A 16,337-nucleotide genomic window follows, 5' to 3' on the forward strand; every position below is an offset into this window, starting at 1 on the left:
GGCTTTGCACGCGGATGCTGGCAAAGACGGATTAGCAGGCTGTTGAAAAACTACCTGCGTTGCCATCGCCGCGTTAAAAACAGGCTCGTGTGCGAGCCCAGGCTAGGCGCCCCCGTCAAAATGCTCATTTACAACACGTAAACGCCGCTTTTGACTCGCTTCGCTCGCCCTGCGGGCCAGCCTACGGCTGTTACTCCGCTGCGCTGCGTTGCGCCTGTTTTTGCCTTGCGCTGGCTGCCTCGCCTACGTTTTTCAACGGCCTGTTAGCTGCAGGTTAGTGCCGCCGCCAGCAACGCTGGCGGCGGCAAGTCTGCGCGTTTGTTTGCGCTGATCCGTGCCGTTTATTTTCCGCTGGCGGTTTGCTCGCCGAGCCACAGTTTTTTCCCGCCATCCTGCGTCACGCTCTAGAATTCCCACTCAATTTTGTTCAAGAGGTAGCCGATGGATGCTCTCGATGCTCTGCTCAATCGTGTTTCAGTGCCGCGCTTGTGCGAGCCTGCACCGGACCAGGTTCAGCGCGAACTGCTGTTTCGCGCCGCCCTGCGTGCCCCCGATCATGGCCAGTTGAGGCCGTGGCGTTTTCTTACGATCGAGGGGGCTGCGCGTGAGCACCTGGGTGAGTTGTTTGCCCAGGTTCTGGCGGCCGGCGCAGGTGACGTCAGCGAGGAGGCCCTGGCCAAGGCGCGGGCCATGCCGTTGCGGGCGCCTTTGCTGGTAGTGGTAGTCGCACACGTGCAGGCGCATGCCAAGGTGCCGCCGCAGGAGCAGGTGATCGCCGCCGGTTGCGCCGCCCATGCCATCCTGCTCGCCGCCCATGCCCAGGGCATAGGTGCGGTCTGGCGCACCGGCGACCTGGCCTATAACGCTCAGGTGGCGAAGGGACTTGGCTTGGCCAGTGACGAACAAATCGTCGCCTTCCTCTACCTGGGAACTGCCGAACGCGAATTGCGCAAACCCGCGCCTTTGGCTGTCGCCGATTTCGTCAGCGCCTGGACGGGCGCGTAACGGGCGATTCGCAGGGGGGAGGGCGCAGGCTCATCGGCGCTACACAAAAGCTGGCGGGCTGTCGCTGCGCTCCGAATGGATCGCCGCCCGAGCCGCCCCTACAGTCTGGCCTGGGGCTTTAGCGGTAGCAGCAGGCTGGCGCTGAAGCCGCCTGCGGGATGATTGTTCAGCACCAGTCGGCCACCGTGGCGCTCGGCGGCGCGCCGGGCAATCGCCAGGCCCAGGCCATGCCCGGGGGTGCTCTGTCCGGGGGCACGGAAGAAGGGCTCGCCCAGGCTGGCCAGGTATTCGGCGACAACCCCAGGCCCGTGGTCGCGGACGCTGAGGCACAGTTCGTCGGCCTGGCGCTCGGCCTTGAGTTCGATCGGCTGGCCTGCCGGGTTGAAGCGCAAGGCATTGCGCAGAAGGTTGTCCAGTGCCCGTTCGAGCATGTCCGGCCAGCCGTGCAGGCTCACGCCGGGTTTCAGTTCGATCTCCACCCGCTGCTCCGGGGTGTCGAGTCGTGCCTCTTCTTGCAGCTTGCGCAGCAGCGCGGCGAGGTCGACCGGTTGCGCGGCGCCAGGATCGGCGTCGAGGCGGGCGAGGGCGAGAATCTCGCTGATCAGGGCCTCCAGGCGATCGCACTCGCGGGCCAGGCGTGGCCAGAGTTTTTCCCGCTCGGCGGCGTCGGCGCGTTCGGCCAGGGCCAGTGCTATGCGCAGGCGCGCCAGCGGCGAGCGCAGTTCGTGGGACACATCGCGCAGCAACTGGCGCTGGCTGCCGATCAGCCCTTGCAGGCGTGCGCCCATGCGGTTGAAGTCGCGGGCCAGTACGCCCAGCTCGTCGTGTCTATTGGCCAGGCGGGCCAGGCTGTTCTGCTGGTAGGCGGTCTGGCCGAGGTCGTGCACGGCGCCACGCAGGCGATTCAGCGGGCGGGTGATGGACAGGGTCAACAGCAGGCTGAACAGGGTCAGTACCACCAGGGCAATAGCGAGTGCGCTGAGCGGCCAGAGCAGGCTGTCACGGTGCCAGGCGGCCAGTTCGCGGTGCGGGATGCGGTAGATGAACAGGTAGGTTTCGCCGCTCTGCGGGCTGCTGTAGTCGGTGGTCAGGCGGCGCCAGGGCAGGCGCTTGTCATTCTGCTGGCGTGCCTCGAAGGCGGCGGCGCGGGGTGGGAAGGTGCCTCTGACCAGGGCTTGGCCGTTGTCGTCGAGCACCTGCACGTTGAGGCGCGAGGCCTCCTTGCGCTGCTCGAGAAAGGCCTGGGCGGCGCCGGCGCCCCGCTCTTCATAAAGCCGGGTCCAGGTTTCGGCCAAACCTTCCAGGGCCGGGTGCTGGCTGAGAATCCAGGCGTCCTGGTTCAGCGCCCGCCCCAGCAACATGGATAGCCCGGCAACCAGGGCAAGGGCCAGCCAGAAGCTGGCGAAGATGCGCCAGAACAATGAACGCACGGATGACTCCTTCCTGGTCGCGAGAAAACCCATCAAGCCAGGGCTTGATGGGTGGGCTGGTGTGGGCATGCACGGCTGGCCGGGGTCAGCCTGCCGTGGTTATTCTGCCTTGGCCTTGTCGGCCTGCTCGGCTTTCCAGGCTTTGAAGGCTGCACGCTCGGCGCGGCGTTCCTGCATTTTCTTCTGGTGCTCGTCGAAGGCCTTCTGCTGCTCGGGTGTGAGCAGGTCGCGAATGCTGCTGTGCTGCTTGTCCTTGGCGGCCTTCAGCTCATCCTGCATGGCCTTCTGCTCTGCAGCCGGCAGTTTTTCCAGGTAACGCTGGGTGATCTCGTGGCGGCTTCGCATCTGCTCGCCCATCAACTTGCGGATGTCACGCCGCTGCTCCTGGCTCAGGTCGAGATCCTTGAACATCCGCGAACCGTGTCGGTCGCCGTGTCCGCCGTAGCCGCCGCCGTGGTGCGGGCCGCCTTCGGGCATGGCCATGGCCAGCGTCGGCAGGGTCAGGGCGAGCAGCAGTGCGGTGAGAGTCTTGCGCATCATGGTGTGTCTCCTTGTCTCGATGCCGGTCAGTTACCGGATGTGCCCAGTTTAGAGCGGTCAAGGTCAAGGGCCGTCAGGCAAGGGTAAAGCCTGAGTAAAGGCGAGCCGGAATTGGCTTTACCCGGAGTCTCAGGCGCTGTAGTAGTAACCGCGGCTGCGCAAGGCGAGGATGCGCGGGCGTCCGTCAGGGTGAGGGCCGAGTTTCTTGCGCAGGTTGCTGACGTGCATGTCCAGGCTGCGGTCGTACAGGGTCAACTTGCGGCCCAACGCCAGTTGCGCCAGTTCCTGCTTGTCCACGGGTTCGCCAGGCTGCTGCAGCAGGGCTTCGAGCAGGCGACTTTCCGATAGGGTGAGAATGACCTCGTGCTCGCCGACAGTCGCCACGCCGCGCGCCTGGCTGAAGCACAGGTCACCCAGTTGCAGTTGGCTGGACACGGCGGGATGCAGGCTGCGGCGCAATACGGCGCGCAAGCGGGCGGTCAGCTCACGGGGGTCGCAGGGCTTGGCCAGGTAGTCGTCGGCGCCTAGCTCCAGGCCGAGGATTCGGTCCAGCGGCTCGCCGCGGGCGGATAGCATCAATACCGGCAGTCCGGGATGATCGCCGCGCAATTGTTTGAGCAACTCCAGGCCGCTGCCGTCGGGCAGCATCACATCGAGCACCACAGCATCGGGAGCCTGGTCGGCCAGGGCGCGGCGTGCGCTGTTGCCATCATGGCAGGCGCTGACCTGGAAACCTTCCTGGGTCAGCCAGTTGGCCAGCAATTCGCACAATTCGATGTCGTCGTCGATTAACAGGAGGGTGCTCATACGGGTTTCAGTTTATCCACTCACGCCGCGAGCGACGATTGCCACGCAGCAGTGCGCCGAGGATGACCCCCAGCAGCGCGGCGCCAGCGCCGGCGACAAACCATTGTTGCCGATCGCCGAGCAAAGGCTGGGGTGCATCGGCCTGGGTTTTCTTCAGGTGCAGCTTGAGGCGTTGGTTTTCCTGGCGCAGGCGCTGCAATTGCGCGCTTTCGCGTACGCCGGCGCTGGCTTGCAGTTCTGCGCCCAGTGCTTCGCGTTGTTGCTCGCTGGTGGCCAGGCGCTGTTTGAGGACATCGATCTGCGCTTGCTCTGCCGTAGCCGTTGCGGCGGGTGCAGGCGGGGTTTGCTCGGCGTGCAGAGCAAGAGGCAACAGCAACAGCGCAAACAGAAAAGACCACGGGCCTGGACGCATCGGAACTCCTATGTCCTATTAGATTGTTGTCAGCAAGCAGCGACTAGCAGGCTGTTGAAAAACTACCTCGGCTTTGGCTTCCTGCGTCGCCCTACCTCCTGCATCCATGCAGTCGTGCGTTGGCCCTCTTGATAATAGAGAGGGGCGTTAAAAACGGCCTCGCGTGGGAGCCAAGTCCTCTTTTGACCCGCTTCGCCTGCGTTTTTCAACGGCCTGCTGGCGGGTCAAGGCAGAACCAGTTTGAACGGCTTGACCAGCACCGAGGCGTAGACACCCGCAGCGCGGTAAGGGTCGGCATCGGCCCAATTTTGGGCGGCATTCAGCGATTCGAACTCGGCAACGATCAGGCTGCCGGAAAAGCCTGCCGCACCGGGATCGTTGCTGTCGACCGCGGGGTGCGGGCCGGCAAGTACCAGGCGGCCTTCAGTTTTTAGTTGCTCCAGCCGAGCGACGTGCGCGGGGCGAGCAGCCAAACGTTTTTCCAGGGAGTTTTCGACATCGGTGGCGATAATGGCGTAGAGCATCTCAATCCTTAATGGCTGGTGCACCAATCGGTAGTAGCGCAGAAAAGCAGTACGGACTGGCAAAGTCGAGGAATTGTTTAGCCGGCTGTAGAAAATTTACCCGACCTGCACTCTGTTGAAAAATTTAGCGGATGGGGGTAGGTGCCCCATCCCTACGTCCAGTTACAGCATCTGGACCCTGTTTCTGATTCGCTTCGTTCGCAAGTTTATTTCAACAGTCTGCTGTGCGATATCTGCAAGAGTTCGCCGGTGTCGGCATAATAACAAACATAAATTACCGAGAAAGCGTTGCTTATGGATGTTGATTTGCATTGCCACAGCACGGCTTCAGACGGTGCGCTTGCGCCAGCCGTGGTAGTTGCGCGGGCGCATGAACGTGGCGTGCGGCTATTGGCGCTGACCGATCATGACACCCTGGAAGGCCTCGAGGAAGCGCGTGCCGCGGCCCAGGCGCTGGATATGCAGCTGGTCAATGGCATCGAGTTGTCCTGCACCTGGGGTGGCGCCACCATTCATGTTCTCGGTTATGCCTTCGTCAGCGATGCGCCAGCGTTGCTCCAGTCGATTGCCGAGTTGCATGAAGGGCGCTGGCTGCGCGCCGCAGAAATCAGCAGGCGTCTGGACAACAAAGGCATGCCCGGTGCACTCGAGGGTGCGCGGGCCGTGCAACAGGAGTTGGGTGACAGTGGCAACGCTCCGGCCCGCCCGCACTTCGCCGAGTTCCTGGTGCGCGCCGGTCACGTCAAGGACCGCGCCGAAGCCTTTCGCAAGTGGCTCGGCTCGGGCAAGTTGGGTGATGTCAAACAGCATTGGCCGACGCTGCCGCAGGCCATTGATACCCTGTTGCAGGCGGGCGCCTTGATCAGCCTGGCGCACCCGTGGCAGTACGACTTTACTCGTAGTAAGCGACGCAAGTTGATCGCCGATTTTGCCGCTGCCGGTGGCCATGCGCTGGAGGTGGTCAACGGCATGCAGCCAGCCGAGCAGGTTGGCGGTCTGGCGATTCTGGCCCGCGAATTCGGTCTGCAGGCAAGCGCCGGCAGCGACTTTCATGCACCTGGTGACTGGTCCGAACTGGGTATGTACCGCCCTGTACCCGCAGACTTGTCGCCCCTATGGGCGCGTTTTCAGCATGTCCAACAGCCTACTGCAATTTGAACAGGGAGTTAGCGTGAGTCAATTTTTCCAGGTTCACCCGGAAAACCCACAGCTGCGCCTGATCAAACAGGCGGTGGAAATCATCAGGGCCGGGGGCGTGGTGATTTATCCCACCGATTCGTCCTATGCGCTCGGTTGCCATATCGGCGACAAGAGTGCGGTGGAGCGTATTCGCCGTTTGCGCCAGTTGGACGACAAGCACAATTTCACCCTGGTCTGTCGCGACTTGTCGCAGATTGGTCTGTTCGCCAAGGTCGATACAGGGGCCTTTCGTTTATTGAAGAACCATACGCCGGGGCCCTACACCTTTATTCTCAATGCCACGCGCGAAGTGCCGCGCATGTTGCTGCACCCCAAGCGCCGCACCATTGGCCTGCGGGTCCCCAGTCACCCGATTGCCCAGGCGTTGCTCGGCGAACTCGGCGAGCCGCTGATGAGCGTCAGTCTGATTCTGCCGGGCGAGACGTTGCCGCTGAGCGATCCCTATGAAATGCGGCAGATCCTCGAGCATCAGGTTGACCTGATCATCGACGGCGGTTTTGGCGGGTTGGAGGCCTCGACCGTGATCAATCTGGCCGATGACCAGCCGCAAATCATTCGTGTCGGCTGCGGCGATCCCGCGCCTTTCGGCGAGGCGTGAGAGCCGCATCGAAGGGCGTGGCGCATTACGCCGAGGCTAAATTAGCAATGCCACCAGGATAGCCACCAGCAAGATGATGATGAAGTCGTTGCCACTGAGTGCACCGCCGGCCGGCAACGCATCGATCCGCTGGGCCAGGGTGGCGACTTCCGCGGGCGTCAGCGCATCCACCCGGCTGTTGGCCAGGGCCGCGGGGACATCCATGGCCTGCAAGCGCTCCTCGACGTCGGCACGGTTGAGAAACTCACTGACTTTGTCGCGATCGGCCTGCAGGGTTTGCTCGGCGATGACTTCCTGGGTGCCGATCATGGCGGCCTGAGCGGTTAGCGGAGGCAGCAGCAACAGCAATGCTGTCAGCAGGGCGACGACGAAAGTTAGGGCGGGAGTTTTCATGCTGTGACCCTCGACGAATGGTCGGGATTCGCGCCGAATCGGCACTGCTGCTGGCGCGTGGTGCTGCCGTCAGTTTGCTTGGGCGGCTTCATTAATTATGACTGGCCTTTTGCCTGAACGGTTCCGCGGTCGTTTTTCCCGCGGCAGCTGCGGGGCTCGCTATACTTCACGCCTTGTCGATTCGCTTAGGTAACCCGGTTTGAGCCTTGTTGATTCCGAACGCCGCGTGCTGTCCGGCATGCGTCCCAGTGGCCGTTTGCACCTTGGCCATTATCATGGCGTGCTGAAAAGCTGGGTCAAGTTGCAGCACGAATACGAATGCTTTTTCTGCATCGTCGACTGGCACGCATTGACGATCAACTACCAGGAGGTCGGGCAGATCTCTCAGCATGTCATGGACATAGCGGTGGATTGGCTGGCGGCCGGGGTCAGCCCCAGTTCCGCGACCCTGTTCATCCAGTCGCAAGTGCCGGAGCACGCCGAGCTGCATCTGCTGCTGTCGATGATCAGCCCGCTCAGCTGGCTGGAGCGGGTGCCGTCCTACAAGGAACAGCAAGACCGGCTGCCGGGGCGAGAACTCGCCACCTATGGCTTTTTGGGTTATCCATTGCTGCAGGCGGCGGATATCCTGCTGTACCGGGCTGGGGTGGTGCCGGTTGGCGCCGATCAGTTGGCGCATATCGAATTCGCCCGCGAAGTGGCACGACGCTTCAATCATCTCTATGGGCGCGAGCCCGGCTTCGAGCTGAAAGCCGAGGCGGCGATCCGCAAGCTCGGCAAGAAAACCGCCACGCTCTACAACAACTTGCGCCGGGCATACCAGCAGCAGGGCGATGTCGAGGCTCTGGAGACCGCCAGAGCCTTGCTCAAGGAGCAGCAGAGCATCACCATCGGCGACAAGGAGCGCCTGTTCGGCTACCTGGAAGGTGGCGGCAAGGTGTTGTTGCCCGAGCCGCGACCGTTGCTTAGCGATGCGCCCAGGCTGCCGGGGCTGGATGGTGGGAAAATGTCCAAGTCCGGCGGCAATGCCATTTTTCTGCGTGACAGCAGTGCCGAAGTCGAGGAAAAGATCCGGCGCATGCCCACCGATCCTGCGCGGGTGCACCGGGATGATCCCGGTAATCCTGCCCGTTGCCCGGTATGGCCGCTGCACGAGATTTACACCGGCGCAGAGACGCGTGTTGCGTTGCAGCAGGGCTGCACGAGCGCCGGCATCGGTTGCCTGGACTGCAAAGGGCCATTGATCGAAGCGGTGCAGAAAGAGCTGCAGCCCTTGCAGGCGCGTGCTGCCGATTATCAGGCCAACCCCGAGTTGCTGCGCAGCATCCTCGCCGAGGGCGCCGAGCGCGCGCGCAATGAAGCGCGGGAGACCTTGACCGAGGTGCGTTTGGCCCTGGGTCTTAACTACCGTTGAGCAGGGATTTCAGAGATTAATATGCACAGCCAGTCCCCCGAACAGCCTGCCGACAGTCAAGCGGACGCCCAGCAAGAGCTGCCGTTCGCCTTGGTATACGGCCGGGCGGTGACCGAGATGCCGCTGGATCTGTATATCCCGCCGGACGCGCTGGAGGTGTTTCTCGAGGCCTTCGAGGGGCCTCTGGATCTGCTGCTCTACCTGATCCGCAAGCAGAATATCGATGTGCTGGACATTCCCGTGGCGGAAATCACCCGGCAGTACATGGGCTATGTCGAATTGATGCAGTCGGTGCGCCTGGAGTTGGCCGCCGAGTACCTGGTGATGGCAGCGATGCTCGCCGAGATCAAGTCGCGCATGCTCCTGCCGCGTTCGAGCGAAGCCCTGGAGGAAGAGGACGATCCGCGCGCCGAGCTGATCCGCCGCCTGCAGGAATACGAGCGCTACAAGGCCGCCGCCGAAGGCCTCGACCTGCTGCCGCGGGTTGGTCGCGACCTGACGGTGCCGCGCCTGGAGGCGCCGCAGGCGCTGGCGCGCAAGCTGCTGCCGGAGGTCGCTCTGGAGGAGTTGTTGTTGTCGATGGCGCAGGTGCTGCGTCGCGCCGATATGTTCGAGAGTCACCAGGTCAGCCGGGAGACGCTGTCGACCCGCGAGCGCATGAGCGAAGTGCTGGAGCGCCTCAAAGGCGGCGCTTTCGTGCCCTTTGTCGAGCTTTTCACAGCCGAGGAGGGGCGTCTGGGCGTGGTGGTGACCTTTATGGCGGTACTCGAGCTGATCAAGGAGTCCCTGGTCGAGCTGGTGCAGAATGACGCCTTTGGACCCATCCACGTGCGTGCGCGAGCCGAATGAGCATGAACCTGACCGATCCCCGTGAGCTGGCCAACCTGCTGGAAGCCTTCTTGTTCGCCTCCGGCAAACCGCAATCACTGGAGCGGCTGTACGAGCTGTTCGAGGAGGCCGAGCGGCCGGCGCCGGCGGTGTTCAAAAAAGCCCTGGAGCGACTGCGCCAGTCCTGCGAAGGGCGTGCCTTCGAGCTGGTCGAGGTGGCTTCCGGTTACCGCCTGCAGGTGCGCGAATGCTATGCGCCCTGGGTCGGGCGCCTGTGGGAGGAGCGCCCGCAGCGTTATTCGCGGGCCATGCTGGAGACCCTGGCGCTGATTGCCTACCGCCAGCCGATTACCCGCGGCGAAATCGAGGATATCCGTGGCGTGGCGGTCAACAGCCACATCGTCAAGACCCTGCTGGAGCGCGAATGGATCCGCGTGGTCGGCTACCGCGACGTGCCCGGCAAGCCGGCGATGCTGGCGACCACCAAGGCATTTCTCGATCACTTCAATCTGAAGAGTCTCGACCAGCTCCCGCCGCTGGCGGCCCTGCGTGAGCTGGAACCCGAACCGTCGCTGGCCTTCGATGACGAGCTTGCCGCGCCGCAGAGCCTGCAGGCTCGCGCCGACCTGGCGCTCGCCGATGAAGCGCTGGTGGAAGCAAGCGAGGAAACCAGCTTCGGCAGCCTGCTGGCCGAGCTGGACTCCATGGAGCAGGGCTTGAAGACCGATTTCGATGATTTTTCCGTCGCCGACGGCGATGAGCTGGCCGAAGCCGCGGACGAAGAGGAGTTGCCGCGTCACGGCTAGCCCGGTGCAATCCGGGGGCGGCTGACAATGCCAGTGCGGCTGCGCCGGCCGTCGAAAAGACCAATGACGGCTCGTCTGCCGACTAGCCTCAAACGATGCGTTCGCTGCGCGTTTCGCGTATGATCCGCGCCCCTTCGACGACTTGCTGTCGTCCATCACTAGAGAAACACCGGGAGGTGCCCAGATGAGTGAATCCGAAGAATACAGTCCAGCCGGCGAAAAACTGCAGAAAGTCATGGCGCGCATGGGCCTGGCTTCACGTCGCGAAATCGAAGGCTGGATCAGCGCCGGCCGGGTCAAGGTCAATGGCGCGGTCGCCGGTCTCGGTCAGCGCGTCGACCTGCACGATGCCATCGCCATCGATGGCCGTCTGATCAAGCGCGAAGAAGCCGCCGAAAGCGTGCGCCGCGTGATCATCTATAACAAGCCCGAAGGCGAGATCTGCACCCGCGACGACCCCGAAGGTCGCCCGACCGTGTTCGACCGCCTGCCACGGCCGAAAGAGGGCCGCTGGATCAACATCGGCCGCCTCGACATCAACACCACCGGCCTGCTGATGTTCACCACCGACGGTGAGCTGGCCAATCGCCTGATGCACCCGTCCTTCCAGATGGACCGCGAGTACGCGGTGCGCGTGCGCGGCGAAGTCGATGAGGAAATGATCGAGCGGCTGAAAGCCGGGGTAATGCTCGAAGACGGCCCGGCCAAGTTCACCGACATCAAGGAGGCGCCGGGCGGCGTCGGCTTCAACCACTGGTATCACTGCGTGGTGATGGAAGGCCGCAACCGCGAGGTGCGCCGTCTGTGGGAATCCCAGGGCCTGGTGGTCAGCCGCCTGAAGCGCGTGCGTTTCGGCCCGGTATTCATCACCTCGGACCTGACCATGGGCCGCTGGCGCGAGATGAGCCAGCGCGAGGTGGATATCCTCAGCGAGGAAGTCGGCCTCAAGCCGGTCGCCTTGCCGGACATGAAAGAGAAAACCCGCGACAAGCTCGAGCGTCTGCAGCGCAAGTCGGCCAAGCCGGTCGGTCGCGGCGAGCGCCCGCAGCGCACCCTGCGTCCGGCCCATGGTGGGCCGGTGACGGCTGAGCGTGCTGGCGCCGGGCGTAACCCGCATGGCGAAGAGGCTGAGCGTGCAGTGCGTACCCCGCGCCCGCCACGCGCCGACAAGGGGCGTGCGGAGCAAGGTCGTCCGGCTCAGGGCAAGGGGACACCGGTTGCCGAGCGGCCGCGGGATGTCAACAAGAAGACTTCGGGCAAGTCCAAGCCTGTGCGTCCGGGCGTCGAGCTGAGCGAGCGCCCGGGGCGCAAGCCGGCCGCGTCGAGCAAGCGCCGCAGCCAGCCAGCGGGCGAAGGGCAGCGTCCAGGCTTTGGTCGTGGCGGGCGCAAGCCGCAGTAAGCTGAGGCGTCGCGATCCTGGGGGCATAAAAAGGGGACTCGATCGAGTCCCTTTTTTGCGGGCTGTATTTAACCGGCCATGCTCAGGCGATTGCGCCCGTCGCGCTTGGCTACATAGAGCGCGCTATCGGCGCGGCGTAGCAGGCTCTCCGCCGACTCGCCCGGTAGCAGGGTGGCGCAGCCGAGGCTGATGGATACCTCTATCGGTCGGCCCTGGGCCAGGCATTGCAACTCTTGCACGGCATGACGCAGGCGTTCGCCGACCATGCAGGCGGCTTCGCGGCAGGTTCCGGAGAGCAGTACGAGAAATTCTTCGCCGCCGTAACGAAACACCATGTCGATGTTGCGCAGCTGGTTTTTCAGGGTGGCGGCAACGTCTATCAAGACCTCGTCGCCGATGCTGTGGCCGTGGTTGTCGTTGATCTGCTTGAAGTGGTCGAGATCGAGCATCAGCAGCGAGAGCGGTTGCTGGTTGCGGCGCGACAGATCGATTTCGCGTTGCAGAATCTGATCCATGGCAATGCGGTTGCCGGTGTTGGTCAGCGGGTCGCGTAGCGCGCTCTGGATCGCCGCGCGGTAGAGCAGGGCATTGCGCAGCGGGAACAGCAGGCTGGCCAGCAGGGACTCCAGTTGGCCGAGCTCCTCGTCGCTGAAGCGCTGCTGCCGGCGAAAAACCAGCTCGCCGAGGTATTCGCCCTCATGGCTCAGCCGGTAGCCGGCCGAGTGGCTGGCGCGTTCGCCCAGCTCCAGGCGCAGGTCGGCGGTCGGCTGCTGATAGGTCAGGGCGTTGAGCGGCACCAGGCTCTGCACGGCAGTGAAGAACAGTCTGAGGATGCGCTCGGCATCCAGGCTGGTCTGTAGTTGCATGCTGAGTTGCTGACGCAGTTGCGCCAGGCTGATCGGCTGCAGAGAAGGCGCGCGATTGCCGGAAAAACCCAGGCGCTGAAGCTTGGCTGTATCGAAGTCGATGGTGTTGGACTGGCTGGGGGTAACCATAAATGCTGAGCCTCTGGCGCATTGATGCGGCAACACTGCCTATAGAGCGAATTTCATGCCAGAGGGTTCAGGAAATATGAAAATTATTTGAAGTCAGTCACTTGCGCCGGTTTTGCGCGGCAAATGGCCAGTATCGGCAATTCCCTTGCCTGGTCGGCCGGCAAACTGTTGCCGGTTTGTGCCTGGGTCGCCATTTTTCTGCCGTTTCAGGTCGCGGATCCTGGCTTTACTGGGCGTCGAATGCCTGGCCATTGACGCCGCTGCTGTCGGGGCCCATCAGGTACAGGTAAACCGGCATTATCGCTTCGGGTCGCGGGTTGTTCGCCGGATTTTCCCCTGGATAAGCCTGGGCGCGCATATCGGTGCGGGTTGCACCCGGGTTGATGCTGTTGGCACGTAGCGGCGCCACGCCCTCGACTTCATCGGCCAGCACTTGCATCAGGCCCTCGGTGGCGAACTTGGAGACCGCATAAGCGCCCCAGTAGGCGCGGCCTTTGCGTCCGACGCTGCTCGAGGTGAAGACCACCGAGGCATCGCTGGAGAGTTTCAGCAGCGGCAGCAGGGTGCTGGTGAGCATGAAGGTGGCGTTGACGTTGACCTGCATCACGCGCATGAAGTTGTCGCCGGAGAGTTGCTCCAGCGGTGTGCGCGGGCCGACGATCGAGGCGTTGTGCAGCAGGCCGTCGAGCTTGCCGAATTCGCGCTCGATCATCGCCGCCAGTTCGTCGTACTGGTGCGGCAGGGCGGTTTCCAGGTTGAACGGGATCACCGCGGGTTGCGGGTGGCCGGCGGCCTCGATGGCGTCGTAGACCCGGCTGAGGTTTCCCTCGGTCTTGCCCAGCAGCAGCACAGTCGCCCCATGGGCGGCAAAGGTCTGCGCGGCGGTGGCGCCAATCCCGCGGCCGGCGCCAGTGACCAGAATCACCCGGTCCTTGAGCAGGTCGGGGCGGGCAGAGTATTGGAACATGAAGGGCTCCTTCGGAGGGCGGCAAGCCTCAAGCGGCAAGCGGCAAGTTAAAAGCTAGGGAGTGGGTGCGGGCTTCTGGCTGCATACCGGCTTGCAGCTGCTGCGTCAGCAGCCGCCCAGCGCCCGATCCAGCACCGCGCGCAATTCCAGTGGGTGGTCGACGACTACGTCGGCGCCCCAGTTTCTCGGGTTGTCCTCCGGGTGGATATAGCCGTAGGTCACTGCCGCGGTCCTGGTGCCGGCGGCGCGTCCCGACTCGATGTCGCGCAGGTCATCGCCGACGAACAGGACGCTGGCCGGGTCCAGGCCCAGCTGGGAGCAGGCAAGGAGCATCGGCTCCGGGTCGGGTTTGCTGTTGGTCACATGGTCCGGGCAGATCAGGATGGCGGAGCGCTCGGCCAGGCGCAGTTGCTGCATGATCGGTTCGGCGAAGCGCAGCGGCTTGTTGGTCACCACGCCCCAGATCAGCTTGGCCTGCTCGATATCGGCGAGCAGTTGATCGATACCGTCGAAAGGTCGGGTCAGCACTGCGCAGTGATCCTGGTAACGCTCGAGAAACTCCAGGCGCAGGGCCTCGAACTGCTCGGCCAGCGGATCCATGGCGAAGCTCGCCGCAACCATGGCGCGGGCTCCGCCGGAAATCTGATCGCGGATCAGCTTGTCATCCACGGCCGCCAAGCCGCGCTCGGCGCGCATCGCCTGGCAGATGGCAATAAAGTCCGGGGCACTGTCGAGCAGGGTGCCATCCATATCGAAAAGAACCGCGCGCAAACGCATCAGGCCTCCTTCAGCGTCTGGAGCATGTAATTGACGTCGACATCCGCTTGCAGTTTGTAGTGCTTGGTCAGCGGGTTGTAGGTCAGACCGATAATGTCCTTGACCTGCAGGCCGGCGTCGCGGCTCCAGGCCCCCAGTTCCGAGGGGCGGATGAACTTCTTGAAGTCATGGGTGCCGCGCGGCAGCAGGCGCAGCAGGTATTCCGCGCCTATCACCGCGAACATATAGGCCTTGGGGTTGCGATTGATGGTGGAGAAGAACACCTGGCCGCCGGGTTTGACCAGGCTGTGGCAGGCGCGGATCACCGAGGCCGGATCCGGGACGTGTTCGAGCATTTCCAGGCAGGTGACCACGTCGAACTGCTCGGGCATTTCAGCGGCCAGGGCTTCGGCGGTGCTCTGCCGGTACTGCACCGAGACGCCGGATTCCAGTTGGTGCAACTGGGCCACGGCCAGGGGCGCTTCGCCCATGTCGATGCCGGTCACCTCGGCGCCACGCTGGGCCATGGCTTCGCTGAGGATGCCGCCGCCGCAGCCGATGTCGAGCACCTTCTTGCCGGCCAGGCTGACGCGCTCCTCGATCCAGTTGACCCGCAGCGGATTGATGTCGTGCAGGGGTTTGAATTCGCTTTCACGGTCCCACCAGCGGTGGGCGAGGGCTTCGAATTTGGCGATTTCGGCGTGATCGACGTTGCTCATAATGTTCCCTGAATAGAACTGGAGGCGGGAAGCCTGACGCTTGAAGCGCCTATGGTGCCAGTTTCGCGTTGTTGGGTGGACGCCCGCGGGCGAATCAATGTATGTCAGTTTGTCGCACTGGCCGGTGTTGCTGGGAGGGGCTTTAGCCGCGATGAGTGGGTGCCTCATTTGACCTGTCGCGGCTAAAGCCCCTCCCACAAGCCCTTGCACATGCTAGCGCCGGGCGATTTTCGCGCCCCAGGCGCGGGCGTTGGCGATGATCCGCTGTTCGTCCAGGCGCGTCAGGCGGCCGCCGTCGAGCAGGTGCTTGCCGCCGACCCATAGATCCTCGACGCAGTCGCGGTTACTGGTGTAGATCAGTTGCGAAACCGGGTCGTAGATCGGCTGCTGGGCCAGGCCGGACAGGTTGAATGTCACCAGGTCGGCGGCTTTGCCGACTTCCAGCGAGCCGATCCGCTCATCCAGGCCGAGGGCGCGGGCGCCGTTGAGGGTCGCCATGCGCAGCGCGCGATGTGCGTCCAGGGCGCTGGCCGAACCGGCTACGGCCTTGGCCAGCAAGGCGGCTGTGCGGGTTTCGCCGAGCAGGTCCAGGTCGTTGTTGCTGGCGGCGCCGTCGGTGCCGATGGCCACGTTGACTCCGGCCTGCCAGAGCCGTTCCACCGGGCAGAAGCCGCAGGCCAGCTTGAGGTTGGACTCCGGGCAATGGATCACGCTGCTGTTGCTGGCCACCAGCAGGGCCAGATCCTCATCGTCGACCTGGGTCATGTGCACGGCCTGGAAGCGCGGGCCGAGCAGGCCGAGCCGCGCCAGGCGCGCCACAGGTCGCTCGCCGTACTGCTGCAGGCTCTGCTGCACTTCAAAAGCGGTCTCGTGCACGTGCATATGAATGCCGGCATCCAGTTCCGCGGCGAGCATGCGGATGTTTTCCAGCTTGTCGTCGCTCACCGTATAGGGTGCGTGGGGGGCGAAGGCGACGCTCAGGCGCGGGTGATGCTTGAGGTCGTCGAACAGCGCCAACCCTTTGCGCAGGGCTTCGTCGGCATCGCGGGCGCCGGGAATGGGAAAATCCAGTACCGGAATGGTTATCTGGGCGCGGATGCCGCTCTTGTGTACCAGTTCGCTGGCTATTTCGGGAAAGAAGTACATGTCCGAGAAGCAGGTGATGCCGCCCTTGAGTTGCTCGGCGATAGCCAGTTCGGTGCCGTCCAGGACGAAGTGCTCGTCCACCCATTTGGCCTCGGCTGGCCAGATATGCTGCTGCAGCCAGTCGCTCAGCGGCAGCTCATCGGCCATGCCGCGGAACAGGCTCATGGCCGCATGGCCGTGGGCATTGACCAGTCCCGGTGTCAGCAGTCGGCCGGGCAGCTCGCGCACTGCCAGCGCCTTGTGCTTGAGCGCTTCGGCACGCGGTGCGATCAGGGCGATGCGGCCGTCGCGGATGCCCAGACCGTGCTCGTGCAGCACCACGCCCGCCGGCTCGACCGGCACCAGCCAGGTTGGAAGTAGGAGGAGGTCGAGCGGGGCGTCGGGCATGCCGGGGCTTC

The 16,337-nt window shown here is 63.7% G+C and carries 18 protein-coding genes; 7 read left to right on the plus strand and 11 right to left on the minus strand.

Annotation, left to right across the window (positions count from 1 at the left end; genetic code table 11):
* The first annotated feature begins 441 nt into the window (after positions 1 to 441).
* Positions 442 to 1,005, plus strand: a complete 564-nt coding sequence (locus BM315_RS15275; protein WP_090502472.1) for a nitroreductase family protein — start codon at positions 442 to 444, stop codon at positions 1,003 to 1,005.
* A gap of 98 nt (positions 1,006 to 1,103) precedes the next feature.
* Here the strand turns inward: BM315_RS15275 and BM315_RS15280 are convergent, their stop codons facing one another.
* The 5 genes from BM315_RS15280 to BM315_RS15300 all read right to left on the minus strand — a co-directional run bounded on the left by BM315_RS15280 (position 1,104) and on the right by BM315_RS15300 (position 4,718).
* Positions 1,104 to 2,435 carry a sensor histidine kinase gene (locus BM315_RS15280; RefSeq protein WP_090502474.1) on the minus strand — a complete coding sequence of 444 codons (1,332 nt, stop codon included), beginning with the start codon at positions 2,433 to 2,435 and terminating at the stop codon, positions 1,104 to 1,106.
* A 99-nt stretch (positions 2,436 to 2,534) separates the two neighbouring features.
* Positions 2,535 to 2,972, minus strand: a complete 438-nt coding sequence (locus BM315_RS15285; RefSeq protein WP_090502546.1) for a Spy/CpxP family protein refolding chaperone — start codon at positions 2,970 to 2,972, stop codon at positions 2,535 to 2,537.
* A 132-nt stretch (positions 2,973 to 3,104) separates the two neighbouring features.
* Positions 3,105 to 3,782, minus strand: coding sequence for a response regulator transcription factor (locus BM315_RS15290; RefSeq protein WP_090502476.1), 678 nt, complete (start codon positions 3,780 to 3,782; stop codon positions 3,105 to 3,107).
* Positions 3,783 to 3,789: 7 nt separating this feature from the next.
* A complete protein-coding gene (locus BM315_RS15295) occupies positions 3,790 to 4,194 on the minus strand; it encodes an SH3 domain-containing protein (protein WP_090502478.1) in 405 nt (134 codons plus the stop codon).
* Between the two features lie 224 nt (positions 4,195 to 4,418).
* Positions 4,419 to 4,718 carry a YciI family protein gene (locus tag BM315_RS15300; protein WP_090502480.1) on the minus strand — a complete coding sequence of 100 codons (300 nt, stop codon included), beginning with the start codon at positions 4,716 to 4,718 and terminating at the stop codon, positions 4,419 to 4,421.
* A 294-nt stretch (positions 4,719 to 5,012) separates the two neighbouring features.
* Here BM315_RS15300 and BM315_RS15305 point away from each other — a divergent pair, with 294 nt between their 5' ends.
* Both BM315_RS15305 and BM315_RS15310 read left to right on the plus strand, forming a co-directional pair.
* The gene (locus BM315_RS15305; protein WP_090502482.1) at positions 5,013 to 5,876 is read left to right on the plus strand and encodes a PHP domain-containing protein; all 864 of its coding nucleotides are present in this window, start codon (positions 5,013 to 5,015) and stop codon (positions 5,874 to 5,876) included.
* Between the two features lie 13 nt (positions 5,877 to 5,889).
* On the plus strand, positions 5,890 to 6,516 hold the full coding sequence (locus BM315_RS15310; RefSeq protein ID WP_090502483.1) for an L-threonylcarbamoyladenylate synthase: 627 nt from the start codon (positions 5,890 to 5,892) through the stop codon (positions 6,514 to 6,516).
* 36 nt (positions 6,517 to 6,552) lie between these two features.
* Here the strand turns inward: BM315_RS15310 and BM315_RS15315 are convergent, their stop codons facing one another.
* Positions 6,553 to 6,909, minus strand: coding sequence for a PA2779 family protein (locus BM315_RS15315; protein WP_090502485.1), 357 nt, complete (start codon positions 6,907 to 6,909; stop codon positions 6,553 to 6,555).
* Between the two features lie 199 nt (positions 6,910 to 7,108).
* Between BM315_RS15315 and BM315_RS15320 the strand changes: the two genes are divergently transcribed.
* The 4 genes from BM315_RS15320 to rluB all read left to right on the plus strand — a co-directional run bounded on the left by BM315_RS15320 (position 7,109) and on the right by rluB (position 11,356).
* Positions 7,109 to 8,323 carry a tryptophan--tRNA ligase gene (locus tag BM315_RS15320; protein WP_090502488.1) on the plus strand — a complete coding sequence of 405 codons (1,215 nt, stop codon included), beginning with the start codon at positions 7,109 to 7,111 and terminating at the stop codon, positions 8,321 to 8,323.
* Positions 8,324 to 8,473: 150 nt separating this feature from the next.
* On the plus strand, positions 8,474 to 9,172 hold the full coding sequence (locus BM315_RS15325; protein ID WP_170862232.1) for a segregation and condensation protein A: 699 nt from the start codon (positions 8,474 to 8,476) through the stop codon (positions 9,170 to 9,172).
* A 2-nt stretch (positions 9,173 to 9,174) separates the two neighbouring features.
* On the plus strand, positions 9,175 to 9,957 hold the full coding sequence (gene scpB / locus BM315_RS15330; RefSeq protein ID WP_090502492.1) for an SMC-Scp complex subunit ScpB: 783 nt from the start codon (positions 9,175 to 9,177) through the stop codon (positions 9,955 to 9,957).
* Between the two features lie 184 nt (positions 9,958 to 10,141).
* Positions 10,142 to 11,356 (plus strand): 23S rRNA pseudouridine(2605) synthase RluB, encoded by a 1,215-nt coding sequence (rluB, locus tag BM315_RS15335; protein WP_090502494.1) that lies wholly within the window; start codon positions 10,142 to 10,144, stop codon positions 11,354 to 11,356.
* A 68-nt stretch (positions 11,357 to 11,424) separates the two neighbouring features.
* Here rluB and BM315_RS15340 read toward each other — a convergent pair whose 3' ends face one another.
* The 5 genes from BM315_RS15340 to BM315_RS15360 all read right to left on the minus strand — a co-directional run bounded on the left by BM315_RS15340 (position 11,425) and on the right by BM315_RS15360 (position 16,326).
* The gene (locus tag BM315_RS15340) at positions 11,425 to 12,351 is read right to left on the minus strand and encodes a GGDEF domain-containing protein (RefSeq protein WP_090502496.1); all 927 of its coding nucleotides are present in this window, start codon (positions 12,349 to 12,351) and stop codon (positions 11,425 to 11,427) included.
* A 226-nt stretch (positions 12,352 to 12,577) separates the two neighbouring features.
* Complete coding sequence (locus BM315_RS15345) at positions 12,578 to 13,318, minus strand: YciK family oxidoreductase (protein WP_090502498.1); 741 nt, start codon at positions 13,316 to 13,318, stop codon at positions 12,578 to 12,580.
* Between the two features lie 105 nt (positions 13,319 to 13,423).
* Positions 13,424 to 14,095, minus strand: a complete 672-nt coding sequence (gene mupP, locus BM315_RS15350) for an N-acetylmuramic acid 6-phosphate phosphatase MupP (protein WP_090502500.1) — start codon at positions 14,093 to 14,095, stop codon at positions 13,424 to 13,426.
* Positions 14,095 to 14,793: a bifunctional 2-polyprenyl-6-hydroxyphenol methylase/3-demethylubiquinol 3-O-methyltransferase UbiG gene (ubiG, locus tag BM315_RS15355; protein ID WP_090502502.1), complete on the minus strand. Its 699-nt coding sequence runs from the start codon at positions 14,791 to 14,793 to the stop codon at positions 14,095 to 14,097. The genes mupP and ubiG overlap by 1 nt, the downstream gene beginning before the upstream one ends.
* 213 nt (positions 14,794 to 15,006) lie before the next feature.
* Positions 15,007 to 16,326 carry a TRZ/ATZ family hydrolase gene (locus BM315_RS15360; RefSeq protein WP_090502504.1) on the minus strand — a complete coding sequence of 440 codons (1,320 nt, stop codon included), beginning with the start codon at positions 16,324 to 16,326 and terminating at the stop codon, positions 15,007 to 15,009.
* Between the last annotated feature and the right edge of the window lie 11 nt (positions 16,327 to 16,337).

It is taken from the genome of Pseudomonas borbori, from assembly GCF_900115555.1.
Lineage (GTDB): Bacteria > Pseudomonadota > Gammaproteobacteria > Pseudomonadales > Pseudomonadaceae > Aquipseudomonas > Aquipseudomonas borbori.